At 73.2% G+C, this 15,207-nt stretch carries 12 protein-coding genes; 1 reads left to right on the forward strand and 11 read right to left on the reverse strand.

The annotated features are described in order from the left end of the window. Window positions 1–121: 121 nt before the first annotated feature. The 4 genes from ACZ6NC_RS25245 to ACZ6NC_RS25260 form a co-directional block, all read right to left on the reverse strand. Window positions 122–1,483, reverse strand: a complete 1,362-nt coding sequence (locus ACZ6NC_RS25245) for a S53 family peptidase (protein ID WP_465736034.1) — start codon at window positions 1,481–1,483, stop codon at window positions 122–124. A 197-nt stretch (window positions 1,484–1,680) separates the two neighbouring features. Continuing rightward, on the reverse strand, window positions 1,681–2,439 hold the full coding sequence (gene fabG / locus ACZ6NC_RS25250; RefSeq protein WP_465736035.1) for a 3-oxoacyl-ACP reductase FabG: 759 nt from the start codon (window positions 2,437–2,439) through the stop codon (window positions 1,681–1,683). Between the two features lie 53 nt (window positions 2,440–2,492). Continuing rightward, entirely contained in the window at window positions 2,493–3,680 is a 1,188-nt protein-coding gene (locus ACZ6NC_RS25255; protein ID WP_465736036.1) for a thiolase family protein, read from the reverse strand. Window positions 3,681–3,793: 113 nt separating this feature from the next. Then, entirely contained in the window at window positions 3,794–4,969 is a 1,176-nt protein-coding gene (locus ACZ6NC_RS25260) for an acyl-CoA dehydrogenase family protein (protein WP_465736037.1), read from the reverse strand. Window positions 4,970–5,250: 281 nt separating this feature from the next. Between ACZ6NC_RS25260 and ACZ6NC_RS25265 the strand changes: the two genes are divergently transcribed. After that, window positions 5,251–5,892, forward strand: a complete 642-nt coding sequence (locus tag ACZ6NC_RS25265) for a TetR/AcrR family transcriptional regulator (protein WP_465736038.1) — start codon at window positions 5,251–5,253, stop codon at window positions 5,890–5,892. Between the two features lie 83 nt (window positions 5,893–5,975). On the opposite strand, the gene ACZ6NC_RS25270 is transcribed toward ACZ6NC_RS25265, so the two are convergent. The 7 genes from ACZ6NC_RS25270 to ACZ6NC_RS25300 all read right to left on the reverse strand — a co-directional run bounded on the left by ACZ6NC_RS25270 (window position 5,976) and on the right by ACZ6NC_RS25300 (window position 15,029). Beyond that, the gene (locus ACZ6NC_RS25270) at window positions 5,976–7,091 is read right to left on the reverse strand and encodes a nitric oxide synthase oxygenase (RefSeq protein WP_465736141.1); all 1,116 of its coding nucleotides are present in this window, start codon (window positions 7,089–7,091) and stop codon (window positions 5,976–5,978) included. A gap of 536 nt (window positions 7,092–7,627) precedes the next feature. Beyond that, window positions 7,628–9,067: a sugar porter family MFS transporter gene (locus ACZ6NC_RS25275; RefSeq protein WP_465736039.1), complete on the reverse strand. Its 1,440-nt coding sequence runs from the start codon at window positions 9,065–9,067 to the stop codon at window positions 7,628–7,630. A gap of 117 nt (window positions 9,068–9,184) precedes the next feature. Then, a complete protein-coding gene (gene egtD, locus ACZ6NC_RS25280) occupies window positions 9,185–10,168 on the reverse strand; it encodes an L-histidine N(alpha)-methyltransferase (RefSeq protein WP_465736040.1) in 984 nt (327 codons plus the stop codon). Between the two features lie 46 nt (window positions 10,169–10,214). Then, entirely contained in the window at window positions 10,215–10,970 is a 756-nt protein-coding gene (gene egtC, locus ACZ6NC_RS25285) for an ergothioneine biosynthesis protein EgtC (RefSeq protein ID WP_465736041.1), read from the reverse strand. Then, window positions 10,970–12,340, reverse strand: a complete 1,371-nt coding sequence (egtB, locus tag ACZ6NC_RS25290) for an ergothioneine biosynthesis protein EgtB (protein WP_465736042.1) — start codon at window positions 12,338–12,340, stop codon at window positions 10,970–10,972. Before egtB ends, egtC begins: the two co-directional genes overlap by 1 nt. Continuing rightward, window positions 12,337–13,590: an ergothioneine biosynthesis glutamate--cysteine ligase EgtA gene (egtA, locus tag ACZ6NC_RS25295; protein WP_465736043.1), complete on the reverse strand. Its 1,254-nt coding sequence runs from the start codon at window positions 13,588–13,590 to the stop codon at window positions 12,337–12,339. Before egtA ends, egtB begins: the two co-directional genes overlap by 4 nt. 287 nt (window positions 13,591–13,877) lie before the next feature. After that, the gene (locus tag ACZ6NC_RS25300) at window positions 13,878–15,029 is read right to left on the reverse strand and encodes an aminotransferase class I/II-fold pyridoxal phosphate-dependent enzyme (RefSeq protein WP_465736044.1); all 1,152 of its coding nucleotides are present in this window, start codon (window positions 15,027–15,029) and stop codon (window positions 13,878–13,880) included. Window positions 15,030–15,207 lie beyond the last annotated feature (178 nt).

Below are 15,207 nucleotides of genomic sequence, written 5' to 3' on the forward strand. Positions count from 1 at the left end.
CACACGCGACAACCACCGCCACCCACCCCCCCCCCCCCCCCCCCCCCCCCCCCCGTGGCGGCCGGACGTGCCGGAGGGGGGAGCCGGTGTGCCGGCTCCCCCCTCCGGAGAAGTGTTGCGGTCAGCGGCCCGCGAGGGCGTGGACGAACTTGGTGGCGTCGATGGTGCCGAGGCCGCTGGCGAGGTCGTAGCCCTTGGTGGCCTGGTAGCCCGTCACCTTGTCCCAGGAGTTGTCGCCGGCGGTCACGTCGACCAGGCCGCTCCACTGCTGCGGGAGCAGGTTGAGGCCGTAGAGGCGCCAGTTGAGCTGGCCGAGGCGGTGGCCGGCGAGCTGGTCGGCGAGGGCGACGACGCCCGAGAAGATCGGGGTGGCCTCGCTGGTGCCGCCGGTGAGGTGCCAGCCGACGGAGGTCGGGTCGTAGGACTCGTACGTCCAGGCGGCGCCGTCCACGGCCGCGCTCATGCTGATGTCCGGGGTGCCGCGGTGGTTGCCGGTGACCCCGGCCACGCCGGCCTGGTACCAGGGGCGCTCGAAGACGCCGGACACGCCGCCGCCGCCCGCGCCGTAGTTGTCGTGCCAGACCTTGTCGGGCGCGGTGCGCTTGCCGGCGTCGTCCAGGCTGAGCTGGGTGCCGCCGATGGAGGTGACCAGCGGGTCGCTGGAGGGCCAGGAGTTGACCTTGTACGGGTACAGGTCCTCGCCGTTCTCCTGAGCGTCGGTCGCACCGTTGTCGCCGGAGGCGGCGAGCACGGTGACGTCGTGGTCGGCGGCCTCCTTGAAGGCGTAGCGCAGGTCGGTGAGCGACTTGAAGTTGCCCTTGTCGAAGCCCGGGAACGTGTTCTCGGTGGCGCCGAAGCTCTGCGAGATCACGTCGGCGCGGCCGGACTTGATGAGGCTCTTCTCGGCGTCCATCATCTCGGGCAGGCCGGTGGTGCCCTCGGTCTCGGCGACGCCGGTCTCGACCAGGATGATGTGCGCGTCGGGGGCCACGGCGTGGGCGTACTCGACGTCGAGGGTGGTCTCACCCGCCCAGCCGGTGTGGTCGGCGTTGGTGGGGTCGAACGGCGGGACGTTGCCCCACTTGACGACCTCGACCTGGGTGTCGGGGATGCCCCACTGCTTGTCGAAGACCTCCAGGTCGTGCTGGATGGTCGGCGAGCCGAAGGAGTCGACGATGACGATGGTGCGGCCCTTGCCGGTGATGCCCTGCTGGTACAGCGGGTCGAGGTTGTAGGCCGTCCGGTACTGGAGCGGGGAGTAGCAGTGGATGCCGATCTGGCTGACGCATTGCGAGGTGGGCAGTGGCGCGGTGCGCCCGGTGGCGCTGATGTGCCCGGCGGAGGCGGGGCGGACGTGCACGCCGGCCAGGCTGCCGGAGGCCGTGGCGCTCACGGCCGGTACGGAGAGCGTGCCGGCGGTGAGGGCGGTTGCCCCGGCGGCGAGCAGGGCCAGGGCGCGGCGGAGGGTGGCGGGGCTGCCCATGGGACTCCTTGGGACGCAGGGCCCGACCTGGTTCGGTCGGGTCGGTCCGGCCATCCCATCGAGCGCCACATGATCATGCCATAGTCATTTCGTACTGCCGGCATGGCCACGCCTGGCCACCGGAAAAGGTAAAGGCCGTCCCTGGTGAAGGTAACCCACCACCGGGGACGGCCATCTGATGAAACGTCAGGACATGGTCAGCGCGCCCCGCCGTTGACGTACAGCGTCTGCCCGCTGACGTACGAGGCGTCCTCGCTGGCCAGGAAGGCGACCACCGAGGCGATCTCCTCCGGCTGTCCGACCCGCCGCAGCGGCGTCCGGGCCGCGACCTCGGTCTGGTGGTCCTCCGCCGAGGCGCCCACCCGCTCGGCGGTGGCGGCGGTCATCGCCGTGGCGATGTAGCCGGGGGCGACGGCGTTGACGTTGATGTTGAACGGGCCCAGCTCGATGGCCAGGGTGGCGGTCAGCCCCTGGATGCCGGCCTTGGCGGCGGCGTAGTTGGCCTGGCCCCGGTTGCCGAGCGCCGAGCGCGAGCTGAGCGAGACGATCTTGCCGTACTTCTGCGCCACCATGTACTTCTGCGCGACGTGGCTGCAGTTGTAGGCGCTGGTCAGGTTGACCGTCAGCACCGCGTCCCAGTCGGACTTGGGCATCTTGAAGAACAGGTTGTCCCGGGTGATCCCGGCGTTGTTCACCAGGATGTGGACCCCGCCGAGGTCCTGCGCCACCTGCGCGAACACCGCCTCCACCGCGTCGTAGTCGGCCACGTCGCAGCCGTACGCCCGTGCGGTGCCGCCCTTGGCGGTGATCTCCTCGACGGTGCCGGCGGCGCGCTCGGCGGTGAGGTCGACGACGGCGACGGTCGCACCCTCCTCCGCCAGCAGCCGCGCGGTGGCCGCACCGATACCCTGCGCCGCGCCGGTGACGACGGCGACCTTGCCTGCGAAGCGAGTCACAGCTGTTCCTTCGATCGATGAGTGATGGGGGGACGGATGGCAGGCCGCGACCCTCAGGCCGATTCCACGAGAACGGCGGTGCCCTGGCCGACGCCCACGCACATGGTGGCCAGTCCGCGGCGGGCACCGCTGCGGCGCATCCGGTGCAGCAGGGTGGTGAGGATGCGGGCGCCGGAGCCGCCCAGGGGGTGGCCGAGCGCGATGGCGCCGCCGGTCGGGTTGACCAGCTCCGGGTCGATGCCCAACTGGTCGACGGAGGCGAGTACCTGGGCGGCGAAGGCCTCGTTGAGCTCGGCCTCCTCCAGCTCGTCGATCGACCAGCCGACCCGGCCGAGCGCCTTGCGGGTGGCCGGCACCGGGCCGATGCCCATGACGTCCGGGTGCACCCCGGCCGAGGCGCCGGCGACGTAGCGGCCGAGCGGCTGGAGGTCCAGCTCGCCGAGCGCCTCCTCGCTGACCAGCACCAGGCCGGCCGCGCCGTCGTTCATCGGCGAGGCGTTGCCCGCCGTCACCGTGCCGCCCGCCCGGAACGCGGGCTTCAGTCGGGCCAGCTTCTCGAGGCTGGTGTCCTCGCGGATGCTCTCGTCCTGGCCGACCGTCACCCCGTCCGGCCGCTCGACCGGCACCAGTTCGGCGTCGAAGTGGCCGTCCTTGCGGGCGGCGGCGGCCCGCTGGTGGCTCCGGAGCGCGAAGGCGTCCTGCCGCTCGCGGGTGATGCCGTACCGGGTGGCGACCTCCTCGGCGGTCTCGCCCATGGAGAGGACGCCGTGCAGGTCGGCCATCCGGGGGTTGGTGAGCCGCCACCCGAGCCGGGTGTCATAGGTTTCGATCTTGTGCGGCAGCGCCTCGTCGGGGCGGGGGAGGACGAAGGGGGCGCGGGTCATCGACTCGCAGCCGCCGGCCAGCACCACGTCTGCCTCGCCGGAGCCGATGGCCCGGGCGGCCATGGTGACGGCCTCCAGGCCGGAGGCGCAGAGCCGGTTGACGGTGGCGCCGGGGACGGTGTCGGGCAGGCCGGCCAGCAGGACGGCCATCCGGGCGGCATTGCGGTTGTCCTCGCCGGCCTGGTTGGCGGCGCCCCAGTAGACGTCGTCGATCCGGGCCGGGTCGAGGGCGGGCACGTCGGCGAGCAGGGCGCGCAGCACGGTGGCCGAGAGGTCGTCGGGGCGGACCGTGGCGAGCGCTCCGCGCAGCCGGCCGATGGGTGTGCGGCGGGCTGCGGCGAAGTAGACAGGACGCACGTCGTCGGGCTCCTTATCAGCGGGAACAGCAAGAGCAGGAACAGCGGGAACAGCGGGAACAGCAGCAAAAAGCGGGAAACAGCGGCAAAAGCAGGAACAGCTGAACAATGCGACTAGAAGGCGTTGACGCCGGTGAGCGCGCGCCCGATCAGCAGCTTGTGGATCTGGCTGGTGCCCTCGTAGAGGGTCATCACCCGCGCGTCGCGCAGGTACTTGCCGACCGGGTACTCGTCGATGAACCCGTAGCCGCCGAACACCTGGAGCGCGTTGTTGGACGCCCGGACGGCGGCCTCGCTCGCGTAGAGCTTGGCGACGGAGGACTCGGTGGCGAACGGCAGTCCGCGGTCGATGTGGTCGGCGACCTTCCAGGTGAGCAGACGGGAGGCCTCGACGTCCACGGCGATGTCGGCGAGCAGCTCCTGCACCAGCTGGTGCGAGGCGATCGGCTTGCCGAACTGCTCGCGCTCGCCCGCGTACCGGACGGCGGCGTCCAGGCAGGCCCGGGCGATCCCGACGCAGCCGGCGGCGACCGACATCCGGCCCTTGGCGAGCGCTGCCATCGCCACACTGAAGCCCTTGCCGACTTCGCCGAGCCGGGCGGAGTCGGGCACCCGGACGGCGTCGAAGGTGAGTTCGGCGGTGGCCTGGCCACGCAGGCCGAGCTTGCCGTGGATCTCGGTGCGGGTGAAGCCGGGCAGGTCGGTGGGGACGAGGAAGGCGGTGATGCCCTTGTGTCCCTCCCCGCCGGTCCGGGCGAAGACGAGGGCGACGTCGGCCCACGTCCCGTTGGTGATGAACATCTTGGCGCCGCTGATCAGCCAGTTTCCCCCACCCTTCGGGCGGGAGGTGCCCCCATCGTCCCGGACCGCGCGGGTGGTGAGGTTGGCGGCGTCCGAGCCGGTGCCGGGTTCGGTGAGAGCGAAGCAGCCGAGGGCTTCACCGGAGGTGAGCAGGGGCAGCCAGTGCCGCTTCTGCTCCTCGCTGCCGTAGCCGTTGATCGATTTGGCGACCAGGCCGAGCGAGACCGAGACGATGCCGCGCACGGCGGAGTCGCCCCGGCCGAGCTCCTCCAGGGCGAGGCAGTAGGCGAGATGGTCGCCGCCGCTGCCGCCGTACTCCTCGGGGAGGGTGAGGCCGAGCAGGCCCAGCTTGCCGAGTTTGCCGATGATCGCGCGGTCGACGGACTCGGCGCGGTCCCACTCGGCGGCGTAGGGGACGATCTCGCGGTCGGTGAAGGCGGCCGCCAGGTCACGGAGGGCGGCCTGCTCCTCGGAGAGCTCCAGGTTCATCGGGACCCCGTTAAACTAGCGCTGCAAGTTTTATGGGGGGACTGTAGCCCCGACCGGGGCGCACTGGGAAGAGGCGCCTGCCAGAATCGGTCCCCACCCACTCGAACGCAGCTACCGGTTCGAGCCCGGCCGATCCACCCGCGCACCGACCGACCCGCGCACCGACCGACCCGCGCACCGACCGACCCGCGCACCGACCGACCCGCGCACCGACCGACCCGCGTACCGATCCACCCGCGCACCGACCCACCCGAACCCACTCGACCGGAGGCACCGCGACGATGGCCCGCCCGCGCACCCCCCTGCTCAGTCGCGAGCGCATCGTCACCGCCGCGCTCCAGCTGATCGACGCCGAGGGCCTGGCCGCGCTCTCCACCCGCCGCCTCGCCACCGAGCTGTCGGTCAGCGGGCCGTCGCTCTACAACCACTTCGCCACCAAGGACGAGCTGCTGGACGCCGTGGTGGACAGCGTGATGGGCGAAGTCGACCTGTCGATGTTCGGCCGGGACGCGCCCTGGCCGGAGGCGCTCCGCGACTGGGCCCGCTCCTACCGTGCCGCCCTCGCCGCGCATCCGAACATCGTCCCCGTGCTGGCCCAGGGCCCCGGGCGGCGGCCGAACGCGCTGCGGCTGGCCGACGCCGTCTTCGGCTGCCTGGTCGAGGCCGGCTGGCCACGCGGGCAGGCCACCCGGATCGGCGCGCTGATGCGGTACTTCGTGGCCGGCTCGGCGCTTGCCTCGTTCGCGGCGGGCTTTCCCGAGGACGCCGGGGTGTACGACGCCGCCGACTACCCGCACCTCGGCGAGGCCCACCGGCTGGCCGAGCACCGGAGCGCGATCGACGAGGGCGCGTTCGAGACCGGGCTCGAAGCGCTCCTCGACGGGTTGCTCCTACGGTACGAACGCACCGTCCCGGCCCGCTGAGCGCCGACCGGCTGACCCGCCGGCCCGCTGGCCCGCCGAGCTCCCCACCTCTGGGCCGCCGAGCCCCGCACCGCCCGCAGGAGTCACCAGGGCTCGCGGGCCACGAAGGCCGGCCGCAGCGACGGGTCCACCGGGTCGTAGTACCGGTGGTAGACGGGAGTCAGCCCGCCGGAGACCGGCGGCACGATCCAGCTCCAGTCGGCGGGTGTGGCCCGGCCGAGCCGCTTCTCCTGGGCGACGTGCTTGAGGAACCGCTCCGATTCGGTGTGGTGGTCGGCCATGGTCACCCCGGCCTCCTGGAACGAGTGCAGCACCGCGACGTTGAGCTCCACCAGCGCCCGGTCGCGCCAGAGCGTGCGGTCGCTGGAGGTGTCCAGGCCGAGCCGCTCGGCGACGGTGGCCAGCATGTCGTACCGGTCGGCGTCGGCGAGGTTGCGGGCGCCGATCTCGGTGCCCATGTACCAGCCGTTGAACGGCGCGGTGGGGTAGCGGACGCCGCCGATCTCCAGCGTCATGTCGCTGATCGCCGGCACCGCGTACCAGCGCAGGCCGAGATCGGCGAACCAGTCGTGGTCGGGGTGGACGAGCTCGACCTCGAGCGTGGTGTCGTCCGGCAGCTCGTACCACTCGGGGCGCTCGCCGGGCCGCTCCTGGACCAGCAGTGGCAGCACCTCGAACCGCTCCTCACCGCACTTCCAGCCGAGGTCCCGGGCCCGGGCGGCCAGTTGGGCGCCGGCAGGGTCGCCGATCCAGGCGCCGTCCGCGCCGGGGTGGCCGGCGTAGCGGATCAGCTGCTGGTTGAGGATGCGGGCGGCCGGACGGCCGGGGCGGTCGGGGGCGAACACCGAGATCACCGGGCGGATCCGGCCGCCGTTGCCGGCGACCCGCAGGTGCTCGAAGCACTCGGCGGCGATGTCGTCGGCCGAGCCCAGGTGCCGCAGGTCGCGGACGACGAGGCTGCGCCAGTACAGCCGGCCGATGCAGCGGGCCGCGTTGCGCCAGGCCAGCTTGGTGCCGTACGCGAGCTCTGCGGGCGTGTGCTCGTAGGTGCCGGTGCGGTCGATCTCGTCCAGGACGGCCCGCACCCGGTCGGCCGGGTCCCCGGCGGCGGGCTGCTCGCGGTGGAACTGCCGGACGAACGCTTCGGCCTCCGCGGGATCGGTGAAGTGGCCTGGAACGGCGACATGGCCGGGATCGATGAGGTACTCGCGGTCGGTGCGGTGGTCGCCGTCGGTGAGGTGGCCGCCGTCGGTGAGGTGGCCGGGGGGGGCCGCCCCCGGGGCCTTGTCGCGGGGGGTGAGCGAGCCGGTGACGTGGTCGGTCAGCCGGCCGACCGGGTGCGCGGTCGTCGGGGCGGGCGCCGGTCCGGCGGGCTCGGGTGCAGGGTGCGTGTGGGCGTAGGGACAGCCGGCGGCAGGCGCTGCCACGGGTCTGCGGGTGCTGCGGGCGCGAAGCCGGTTGAAGATCAAGGACTCATCCCTCCTGGCCACCAGGAGTACCGGAGGTGTGCGCCCTGCCGCAGGGAGTGAACGATTCGGCCCCCGCACCCGCGCCGAGGGCGCTAGGGTGCGGGGGCCGACGGTCCGACTGTCGGATCAGCTCATGGCTTTCCTCGGCCGGGTCCTGCGAGCTCCTACGAGCTCCTACGAGCTCCTACGAGCTCCTACGAGCTCCTACGAGCTCCTGCGAGGTTCCGCGAGGTCCTGCGAAGTCCTGCCTCGGCCGACGGCTTCCGTCAGCCCATGTCCTCCAGCCGGATGCCCTTGGTCTCCTTCATGAACCGCGCCACGAAGACGATCGACAGGGCCGCGAAGGCCGCGTAGACCAGGTAGGTCGCCGACAGGTTCCAGCGCGAGAGCGAGGGGAACGAGACGGTGATCGCCCAGTTGGCGATCCACTGCGCGGAGGCGGCGACGGAGAGCGCGGCGGCGCGGATCCGGTTGGGGAACATCTCGCCGAGCATCACCCAGACCACGACGCCCCAGGACATCGCGAAGAACAGCACGAACGCGTTGGCGGCGACCAGTGCGACGGTGCCCTGGAGGTCGGGGAGGGTGACGTTGTCGCCGCTGCCGGTGGCGGAGGAGAACGCCCAGCCGCAGGCGGCCAGGGCGACGGCCATGCCGGCCGAGCCGATCAGGGCGAGCGGCTTGCGGCCGATCCGGTCGACCAGCAGGATCGCGACCACGGTGCCGAGGATGTTGATGACGGAGCCGATGAAGCTGATCAGCAGCGAGTTGCTCTGGTCGATGCCGACCGACTGCCAGAGGATCGACGAGTAGTAGAAGATCACGTTGATGCCGACCAGCTGCTGGAAGACCGAGAGGCCGATGCCGACCCAGACGATCGGCAGCAGGCCGAACCGGCCGCCGAGCAGGTCGCGGAAGCGCGGCTGGTGGTCGGAGGCGATCAGGCCCTGGATCTCGGCGATCCGGGCGTCGGTGTCGGCGTCCTTGCCCTCGACGTCGGCGAGTACGGCGCGGGCCTCGTCCAGGCGGCCGGCCGAGATCAGGTAGCGCGGGGACTCGGGGATCATCGAGGAGAGCACGAAGTAGACGGCGGCGGGCAGCACGCAGATGCCGAGCATCCACTGCCAGGCCTCCAGGCCGAGCAGGTGGCCACGGGTCTCGCCGCCGGCGGCGTCCGCCAGCACCCAGTTGACCAGCTGGGAGATCGCGATGCCGAGCACGATCGCGGCCTGCTGGAAGGAGGCGAGCCGGCCGCGGTACTTGGTCGGCGCCACCTCGGCGATGTAGGTCGGGGCGATCACCGAGGCGATGCCGATGGCCGCTCCGCCGAGGACCCGCCAGCAGGCGAGGTCCCAGGCGGAGAACGGCAGCATCGAGCCGACCGCGCTCACCGCGAAGAGCAGCGCACCCGCCTTCATCACCTTGATCCGGCCGTACCGGTCGGCGAACCGGCCGGCCACCGCGGCGCCGACCGCCGAGCCGAGCAGCGCCGAGGAGACGATCAGGCCGGTCACGCCGTCGCCGACGCCGAACTTCTCCTGGATGCCCGAGACGGCCCCGTTGATCACGGAGCTGTCGTAGCCGAACAGGAATCCGCCGAGGGCCGCGGCGGCGGTGATGAAGACGACGAAGCCGAGGCGGTCGGTGGATCGGGCCTCCGCCGCCGAGGGCTCCGTCGGCTCCGTGGGCTGCTGGGTGACGCTCACGATCTTGACTCCTGGTACTCAACGCTGAGCTTGGTGCCGAGATCGTAACCCGTCAATGTTCAAGTGTTGTACGTGGGATGCCCATCAAGTCCCTTTTGCCATTAGTAAAGTGAACTATCAAATCCGAGCTTCGACCGGCGAGGCCAGCGACAGCCCGAACCGTCCCTCGTCGTCCGTCCACCAGTGGCTCAGCCGCAGGCCGGCCGCCGCCAGCTCCTCGGCGACCCGCTCCCGGCGGAACTTCGCCGACACCTCGGTGCGCAGTTCCTCGCCCGCGTCGAAGTGGACCGGCAGGTCGAGCACCGGGATCTTCACCGTCTGGGCGCGCAGCGAGCGCAGCCGCATCTCGATCCACTCCTGCTCCTGGTCCCAGAGCGCCACGTGTTCGAACGCGTCCGGGTCGAAGTCGGCGTTCAGCTCGCGGTTCAGCACGTTGAGCACGTTCCGGTTGAACTCCGCGGTCACCCCGGCCGCGTCGTCGTAGGCGGCGACCAGCACGCCCGGGTCCTTCACCAGATCGGTGCCGAGCAGCAGGAAGTCGCCCGGGTCGAGGGCGGCGCGCAGGCCGCGCAGGAAGGCGGCCCGCTCGGTGGGGAGCAGGTTGCCGAGGGTGCCGCCGAGGAAGGCGACCAGGCGCGGGCCGCCGTCCGGGGGCAGCCCCAGCCGGGCGGTGAAGTCGGCCAGCACACCGTGCACCGTCAGCCCCGGGTACTCCTCGGCGAGCGCCGTACCGGCGGCGGTCAGCGCGCTCTCGCTGACGTCGACGGGGACGTAGGTGTGCAGCGTGCCGAGGTCGCGCAGGGCGTCCAGCAGCAGCCGGGTCTTCTCGGAGGAGCCGGAGCCCAGCTCGACCAGGGTGCGGGCGTGGGTGGCGGCGGCGATCTCGCCGGCCCGGGCGGTCAGGATGGCCCGCTCGGCGCGGGTCGGGTAGTACTCCGGCAGCCGGGTGATCTCCTCGAACAGCTCGCTGCCCCGGGCGTCGTAGAACCACTTCGGCGGCAGCCACTTCGGTTCGGAGGTCAGGCCGAGCTGCACGTCGTGCCGCAGAGCGGTGCTGAAGTGGTCGGCGGGCAGCAGTCGGGTGAGATCAAAGGTGCTCATGACAGGTTGATCCTCGGTTCAAAAAGTGAAGGAGAGGGGGAGGGGCTCAGAGCGGCCGGACGGCCCCGAGCGGCCGGACCGTGACGCCGTCCGGGCCGGCCAGCAGCAGTGAGCGGTCCGGGACGGCCGTCCAGTCCGGGTGGTCGTCGTACGGCTCGGAGGCCACCACCACCCCGAGCCCGGGCAGGGTCCGGTGGTGCAGGGTGTCGCCCCAGGTGGTCGCGGCGATGGCGCGGCCGTCGGTGAGCAGCAGGTTGAGCCGGCCGCTGGTGTGGGCGGCCACGTCCGCGACGGTGCCGGCCAGCGCCTCGCCGAGGCCGACGCCCGCCCGCAGCCGGTGCAGCGCCAGCCCCCAGAGCAGCGCCGAGTCGGTGCGCGTCACCAGCTCCAGCAGCTCGGCCGGCGGCAGCAGCCCGGCCAGGGCGTCGAGCTTTTCCGGCCAGCCGGCCACCGCGCCGTTGTGGCTGAACAGCCAGCGCCCGGCGGCGAACGGCGCGGCCGCCTCCTCGCCCGCCGCGCAGCCCTCGGTGGCCGAGCGGACGGCCGCGAGCAGCGCCCGGGTGCGGATCACCCGGGCGAGGTCGGCGAACGAGGCGTCCGCCCAGATCGGGCCGGCCCGCCGGTGGCGGGCCGGCACCTCGTCGCCGTCCGCGTACCAGCCGAGGCCGAAGCCGTCCGCGTTGACCGTGCCGTACTGCTGCGTCCGTGGTGCCCAGGACTGCCGGCAGAGCCCGAACGGCGGCTCGACCAGCAGCTCCCTCGGTGCCAGTGGCTCGCCCAGGTAGGCGATGTGACGGCACATCAGCCGGCCTCCACGTCGGCGGCGGTGCGGAACCCGGCGAAGATCTGCCGGCGGACCGGGTAGTCCCAGTTGCGGAACGTGCCCCGGCAGGCGACCGGTGCGACGGCGAAGCAGCCGCCGCGCAGCACCTTGTACTCGGGTCCGAAGAAGACCTCCGAGTACTCCTTGTACGGCCAGGCCCGGAAGCCCGGGTAGGGGCGGAAGTCGCTGGCGGTCCACTCCCAGACATCGCCCATCAACTGCCGTACTCCGTCAGGCGATTCGCCGTCCGGGTAGCTGCCGGCCGGGGCCGGCCGGAGGTGGCGCTGGCCGAGGTTGGCGTGCGCGGGCGCGGGTGACGCGTCGCCCCACGGGTAGCGGCGGGAGCGCCCGGTGGCCGGGTCGTGCCGGGCGGCCTTCTCCCATTCGGCCTCGGTCGGCAGCCGCCGCCCGGCCCACCGGGCGTACGCGTCGGCCTCGTACCAACTGACGTGCAGCACCGGCTCGTCGGCCGGCACCGGCTCCAGCAGGCCGAACCGGCGGCGGAGCCACTGGCCGTCCTCGCGCTGCCAGAACAGCGGGGCGGTCAGCCCGGCCTTCTGCCGGTGGTCCCAGCCCTCGGCGGTCCACCAGCGCGGGTCGTCGTAGCCGCCGTCGGCGATGAACCGCAGGTAGGCGCCGTTGGTGACGGGGGTGGTGTCCAGCCGGAAGGCCGGCAAGTCGACCCGGTGCGCCGGGCGTTCGTTGTCCAGTGCCCATGGCTCGGTGTCGGTGCCCATGGTGAACGGGCCCGCCGGGATCACCACGTCGGGGGGCAGCGTGGCCGCGTCCGCCGGGGCGGGCGGTGGCGGGGGAGCGGCCAGGGCGGGCTCGCCCTTGCGGAGCTGATGGGTGATCAGCATCGTTTCGTCGTGCTGCTGTTCGTGCTGGGCGATCATGCCGAAGGCGAACCCGGCGTCCAGTAGCGGCGCGCCCTCCAGTGGGCTCTCGCCCAGCAGGTCGAGCACCCGCCCGCGCACCTCGTGCGCGTACGCGCGTGCCTCGTGCGGCGGCAGCAGCGGCAGGCTGGGGCGCTCGGCGCGCGGGTGCTCGAAGGCGTCGTAGAGCGGGTCGATCTCGGGGTGCATCGGGTCCCGGCCGCCGACGTTGCGCAGCAGCCAGAGCTCTTCCTGGTTGCCGATGTGCGCGAGGTCCCAGACCAGCGGGGACATCAGCGGTGAGTGCTGGGCGGTCAGGTCGCGGTCCTCGACGCAGTCGGTGAGCGCGGCGGTGCGGGCGCGGGCGGCCAGCAGCTCGGCGGCGATCGTCTCCCGGAGGGCCTCCGGCGACAGGGTCTCCAGCGGCGCGGCTGCCGGGGCGGGGGCGCCGGTCGGGCGGGCGTCGTCGATCATGGTGCGGCCTCCTCCGGGGGAGTGCGTCGGGTGCCGGAGCGCAGTGCGTCCAGCTGGTCGTCGGCCGGGCAGCGGCCGCGCGCGGGGTAGCGCTCGGCGAACTCGGCGACGGCGGTGCGCAGCCGCCCGGCACCGGGCAGGCGGCCCAGCGCGGCGTCGGCGGCGGCGAAGCAGGCGAGGGTGGCGCGGCGCAGCTCCGGGTCGGCGACGGCCAGGGTGGCGGCCCGGCGCCAGGCGTCGCTTCGCGGCGGGCGCGGGCCGTCGGCGCTCTCCAGCGGCTCCAGCGCCGCGAGTGCGGCCTCGGCGGCCGCCGGGTCGTCCAGCAGCGCGGTGACCAGGGCGGCGGGGACGATCCAGCCGTCGCCGGGCTGCGCGTCGATCATCCGCAGCTCCAGGTGGCCGCGCGGGCGGACCGGCGGGAACAGCGTGGTCCGGTGGTAGTCCAGGTCGGCCAGGGTGGGCGGGCGCTCGCCGGCGCCGCGCAGCCAGTCGGCGAAGGTCATCCCGGCCGGCGCGGTCCATGGCAGCCCGTCGGGGCGGCGGATGCAGAGCACCTCGGCGTCCAGCACGTACCGGGTCCAGGCCTCGCGCGGGTCGCCGTGGTCGGGGGCCGGGGCGAGCGTGCGGGTGGGGTCCATCCGGGACCAGACGGTCTGCCGGGTGGACCGGTGGCCGGTGGGCTTGCCGTCCAGCAGCGGGGAGTTGGCGAAGGCGGCGACCAGCACCGGCCCGAGCCGGTGGGCGAGGCGCCAGCGCCGGTCCAGCGCGTGCGGACCGTCCGCGGCACCGGCGTCCAGGCAGACCTGGACGGAGGCGGTGCCGGTCATCATGATCCGGCCCCAGGGGCCGGCCGAGTTGAAGAATCGTTCCATCGCCAGGTAGCGCGGGTGGTCCAGCACCATCTGGCGCGGACGGGCGAGGGGGTCGGTGCCGGTGCCGGTGAGGCGCAGGCCCTGGGCGGCGAAGGCGGCCCGCAGGGCGGCGAGATCGCGTCGGGTGTCGTCGACGCAGGAGGTGAGGCCGTCGGCGGGCGGGGAGCTGAGCTCGACCTGTCCGCCGGGTTCGAGAGTGAGGCGGGCTCCGGAGGGGAGCGAGGTCCCGTCGGGGCCGCCGAGGGGCAGCGAGTCCAGTGCGGCGTGCAGCCGCTCCGGTAGGACGGGGTGGGTGGGACATCGGTCGTCATGGACGAACCACTCGACCTCGACACCGACCAGCCGGGGCGGTCCGATCTTGAAACAGACGCCGGCCATGTGGCGGCGTGCCGCCGATTCGGTGAGCGGTGTCACCCCGGTCGGGGGCGGATCTGCGGTCGGGCGGTTGGTCGAGCTGCTCGGGCGAACGGGTATCACCGGACTCACCATCCTCGGGATCACGATTGCGGCCCGGTCTACCCTGCCCAGTCTGCTACGGACCATGCGGGGGCGCTCCGCAAACATCTCGTGAAGAGATGTCGCCACAGGTCAGGGGCGGTGCAATCGGGTGATCCGGGGCCTCGGCGGGGCCTGGGGGAGTGCTTTCCGGGGCTTCGGCGGGCCTCTCAGCGGAGCCGGGCCAGCCGCTCCAGGACGGTCTCCAGGACCGGGCCCGGCAGCGCGTAGTTGAGCCGCAGCGCGCCGTGCCCGCCCGGCCCGAAGTCCGCCCCGTCGGAGGCCTCCAGACCGCACCGCTCCAGCAGCGTCGCCCGCGCCCCGGCCGGCGGCAGGCCGAGCGCGACGGCGTCCACCCAGAGCAGGTACGAGGCCTCGGGTGCGGAGCGGACGGCGCTGCCGAGCAGGCCGGTCAGCCGGTCCCGGGCGGTCGCCAGATGGGCGAGCAACGCGTCCAGCCACGGACCGCCGTGCCCCAACGCCGCCCGCTGCACCTCCTGCTCCAGCAGCCCGCCCTCCCAGAAGCCGTACCCGGCCATCACGTCGGTGAGCCGCTCACGCAGGGCGGCGTCCGGGACGAGCGCGAAGCAGCTGGGGATTCCGGAGGCGTTGAAGGTCTTGCCGACCGAGTTGAGCGTGACGGTCCGCTCCCGGTACGGGCCCGCCACGGTGACGGCCACCGGGTGCCGGTGCCCCGGGTGGGTGAGGTCGCCGTGCACCTCGTCCGAGACCAGCACCGCGCCGGCCTCCGCCGCCGCCTCGGCGAGCGCGCGGATCCCGTCCCCGGTCCAGACCCGCCCGGACGGGTTGTGCGGACTGCTGAGCAGCACCGCCCCGGCCCGACGCCCTGTCAACGCGGCCACCGGCAGCCGGTATCCCGTGGCGTCCAGGGGCAGCGGCACCTCCTCGTACGGCAGTGCGGCGGACCGGCAGAGCTGGGCGAAGCCGCCCCACTCGGGGGTCGGGAACAGCACCGGCCCGGCCGGGCGCAGCGCCTCCAGCAGCAGCCGGAGGGCGGTCCGCGGGCCGAACGGCAGCAGCACCACCCAGGCCGGGTCCACCGCCACGCCGTGCCGCTCCCGGTACCACCGCGCCACCAGCACCCGCCCGGCCGGGTCGCACACCGTGTACCCGTACGCGCGGTGCCGGGCCCGGTCGGCCAGGGCACGGGCGACGGCGGCCGGGCCGGGCAGGTCCATGTCGGCGAGGCCCATCGGGATCACCCCGCCCGCCTCGCCGCCCGCCCGGGCCCACTTGCTGCTGCCGGTGCCGGCGCGGTCGAAGGGGCGGTCGAAACCGAAGTCCTCGGGCGGAGCGCTCAAGGCAGGGGCCTCCCGGTACGGCGGCGGGCGAAGACGTCCACAGCCACGCTAACGGTCCGGCGGGGGAGGCAGGCCGGTTGCCACCAGCCGTGCCGGTTGCCACCAGCCGTGCCGCGGTTCCAGGAGTTGACGCTCACCGCGTGGACGAGCTGGTGAGTTCCTCACCCCGACGCGGTCG

It is taken from the genome of Kitasatospora sp. NPDC041988 (assembly GCF_055588525.1).

Bases quoted from the DNA above. Each gene is read 5' to 3' on its own strand.
- egtA (WP_465736043.1), bottom strand. From the start codon at position 13,590: ATGGCCGGCGTCTGTTTCAAGATCGGACCGCCCCGGCTGGTCGGTGTC.
- egtD (WP_465736040.1), bottom strand. From the start codon at position 10,168: ATGAGCACCTTTGATCTCACCCGACTGCTGCCCGCCGACCACTTCAGC.
- ACZ6NC_RS25245 (WP_465736034.1), bottom strand. From the start codon at position 1,483: ATGGGCAGCCCCGCCACCCTCCGCCGCGCCCTGGCCCTGCTCGCCGCC.
- ACZ6NC_RS25260 (WP_465736037.1), bottom strand. From the start codon at position 4,969: ATGAACCTGGAGCTCTCCGAGGAGCAGGCCGCCCTCCGTGACCTGGCG.
- egtB (WP_465736042.1), bottom strand. From the start codon at position 12,340: ATGATCGACGACGCCCGCCCGACCGGCGCCCCCGCCCCGGCAGCCGCG.
- egtC (WP_465736041.1), bottom strand. From the start codon at position 10,970: ATGTGCCGTCACATCGCCTACCTGGGCGAGCCACTGGCACCGAGGGAG.
- ACZ6NC_RS25265 (WP_465736038.1), top strand. From the start codon at position 5,251: ATGGCCCGCCCGCGCACCCCCCTGCTCAGTCGCGAGCGCATCGTCACC.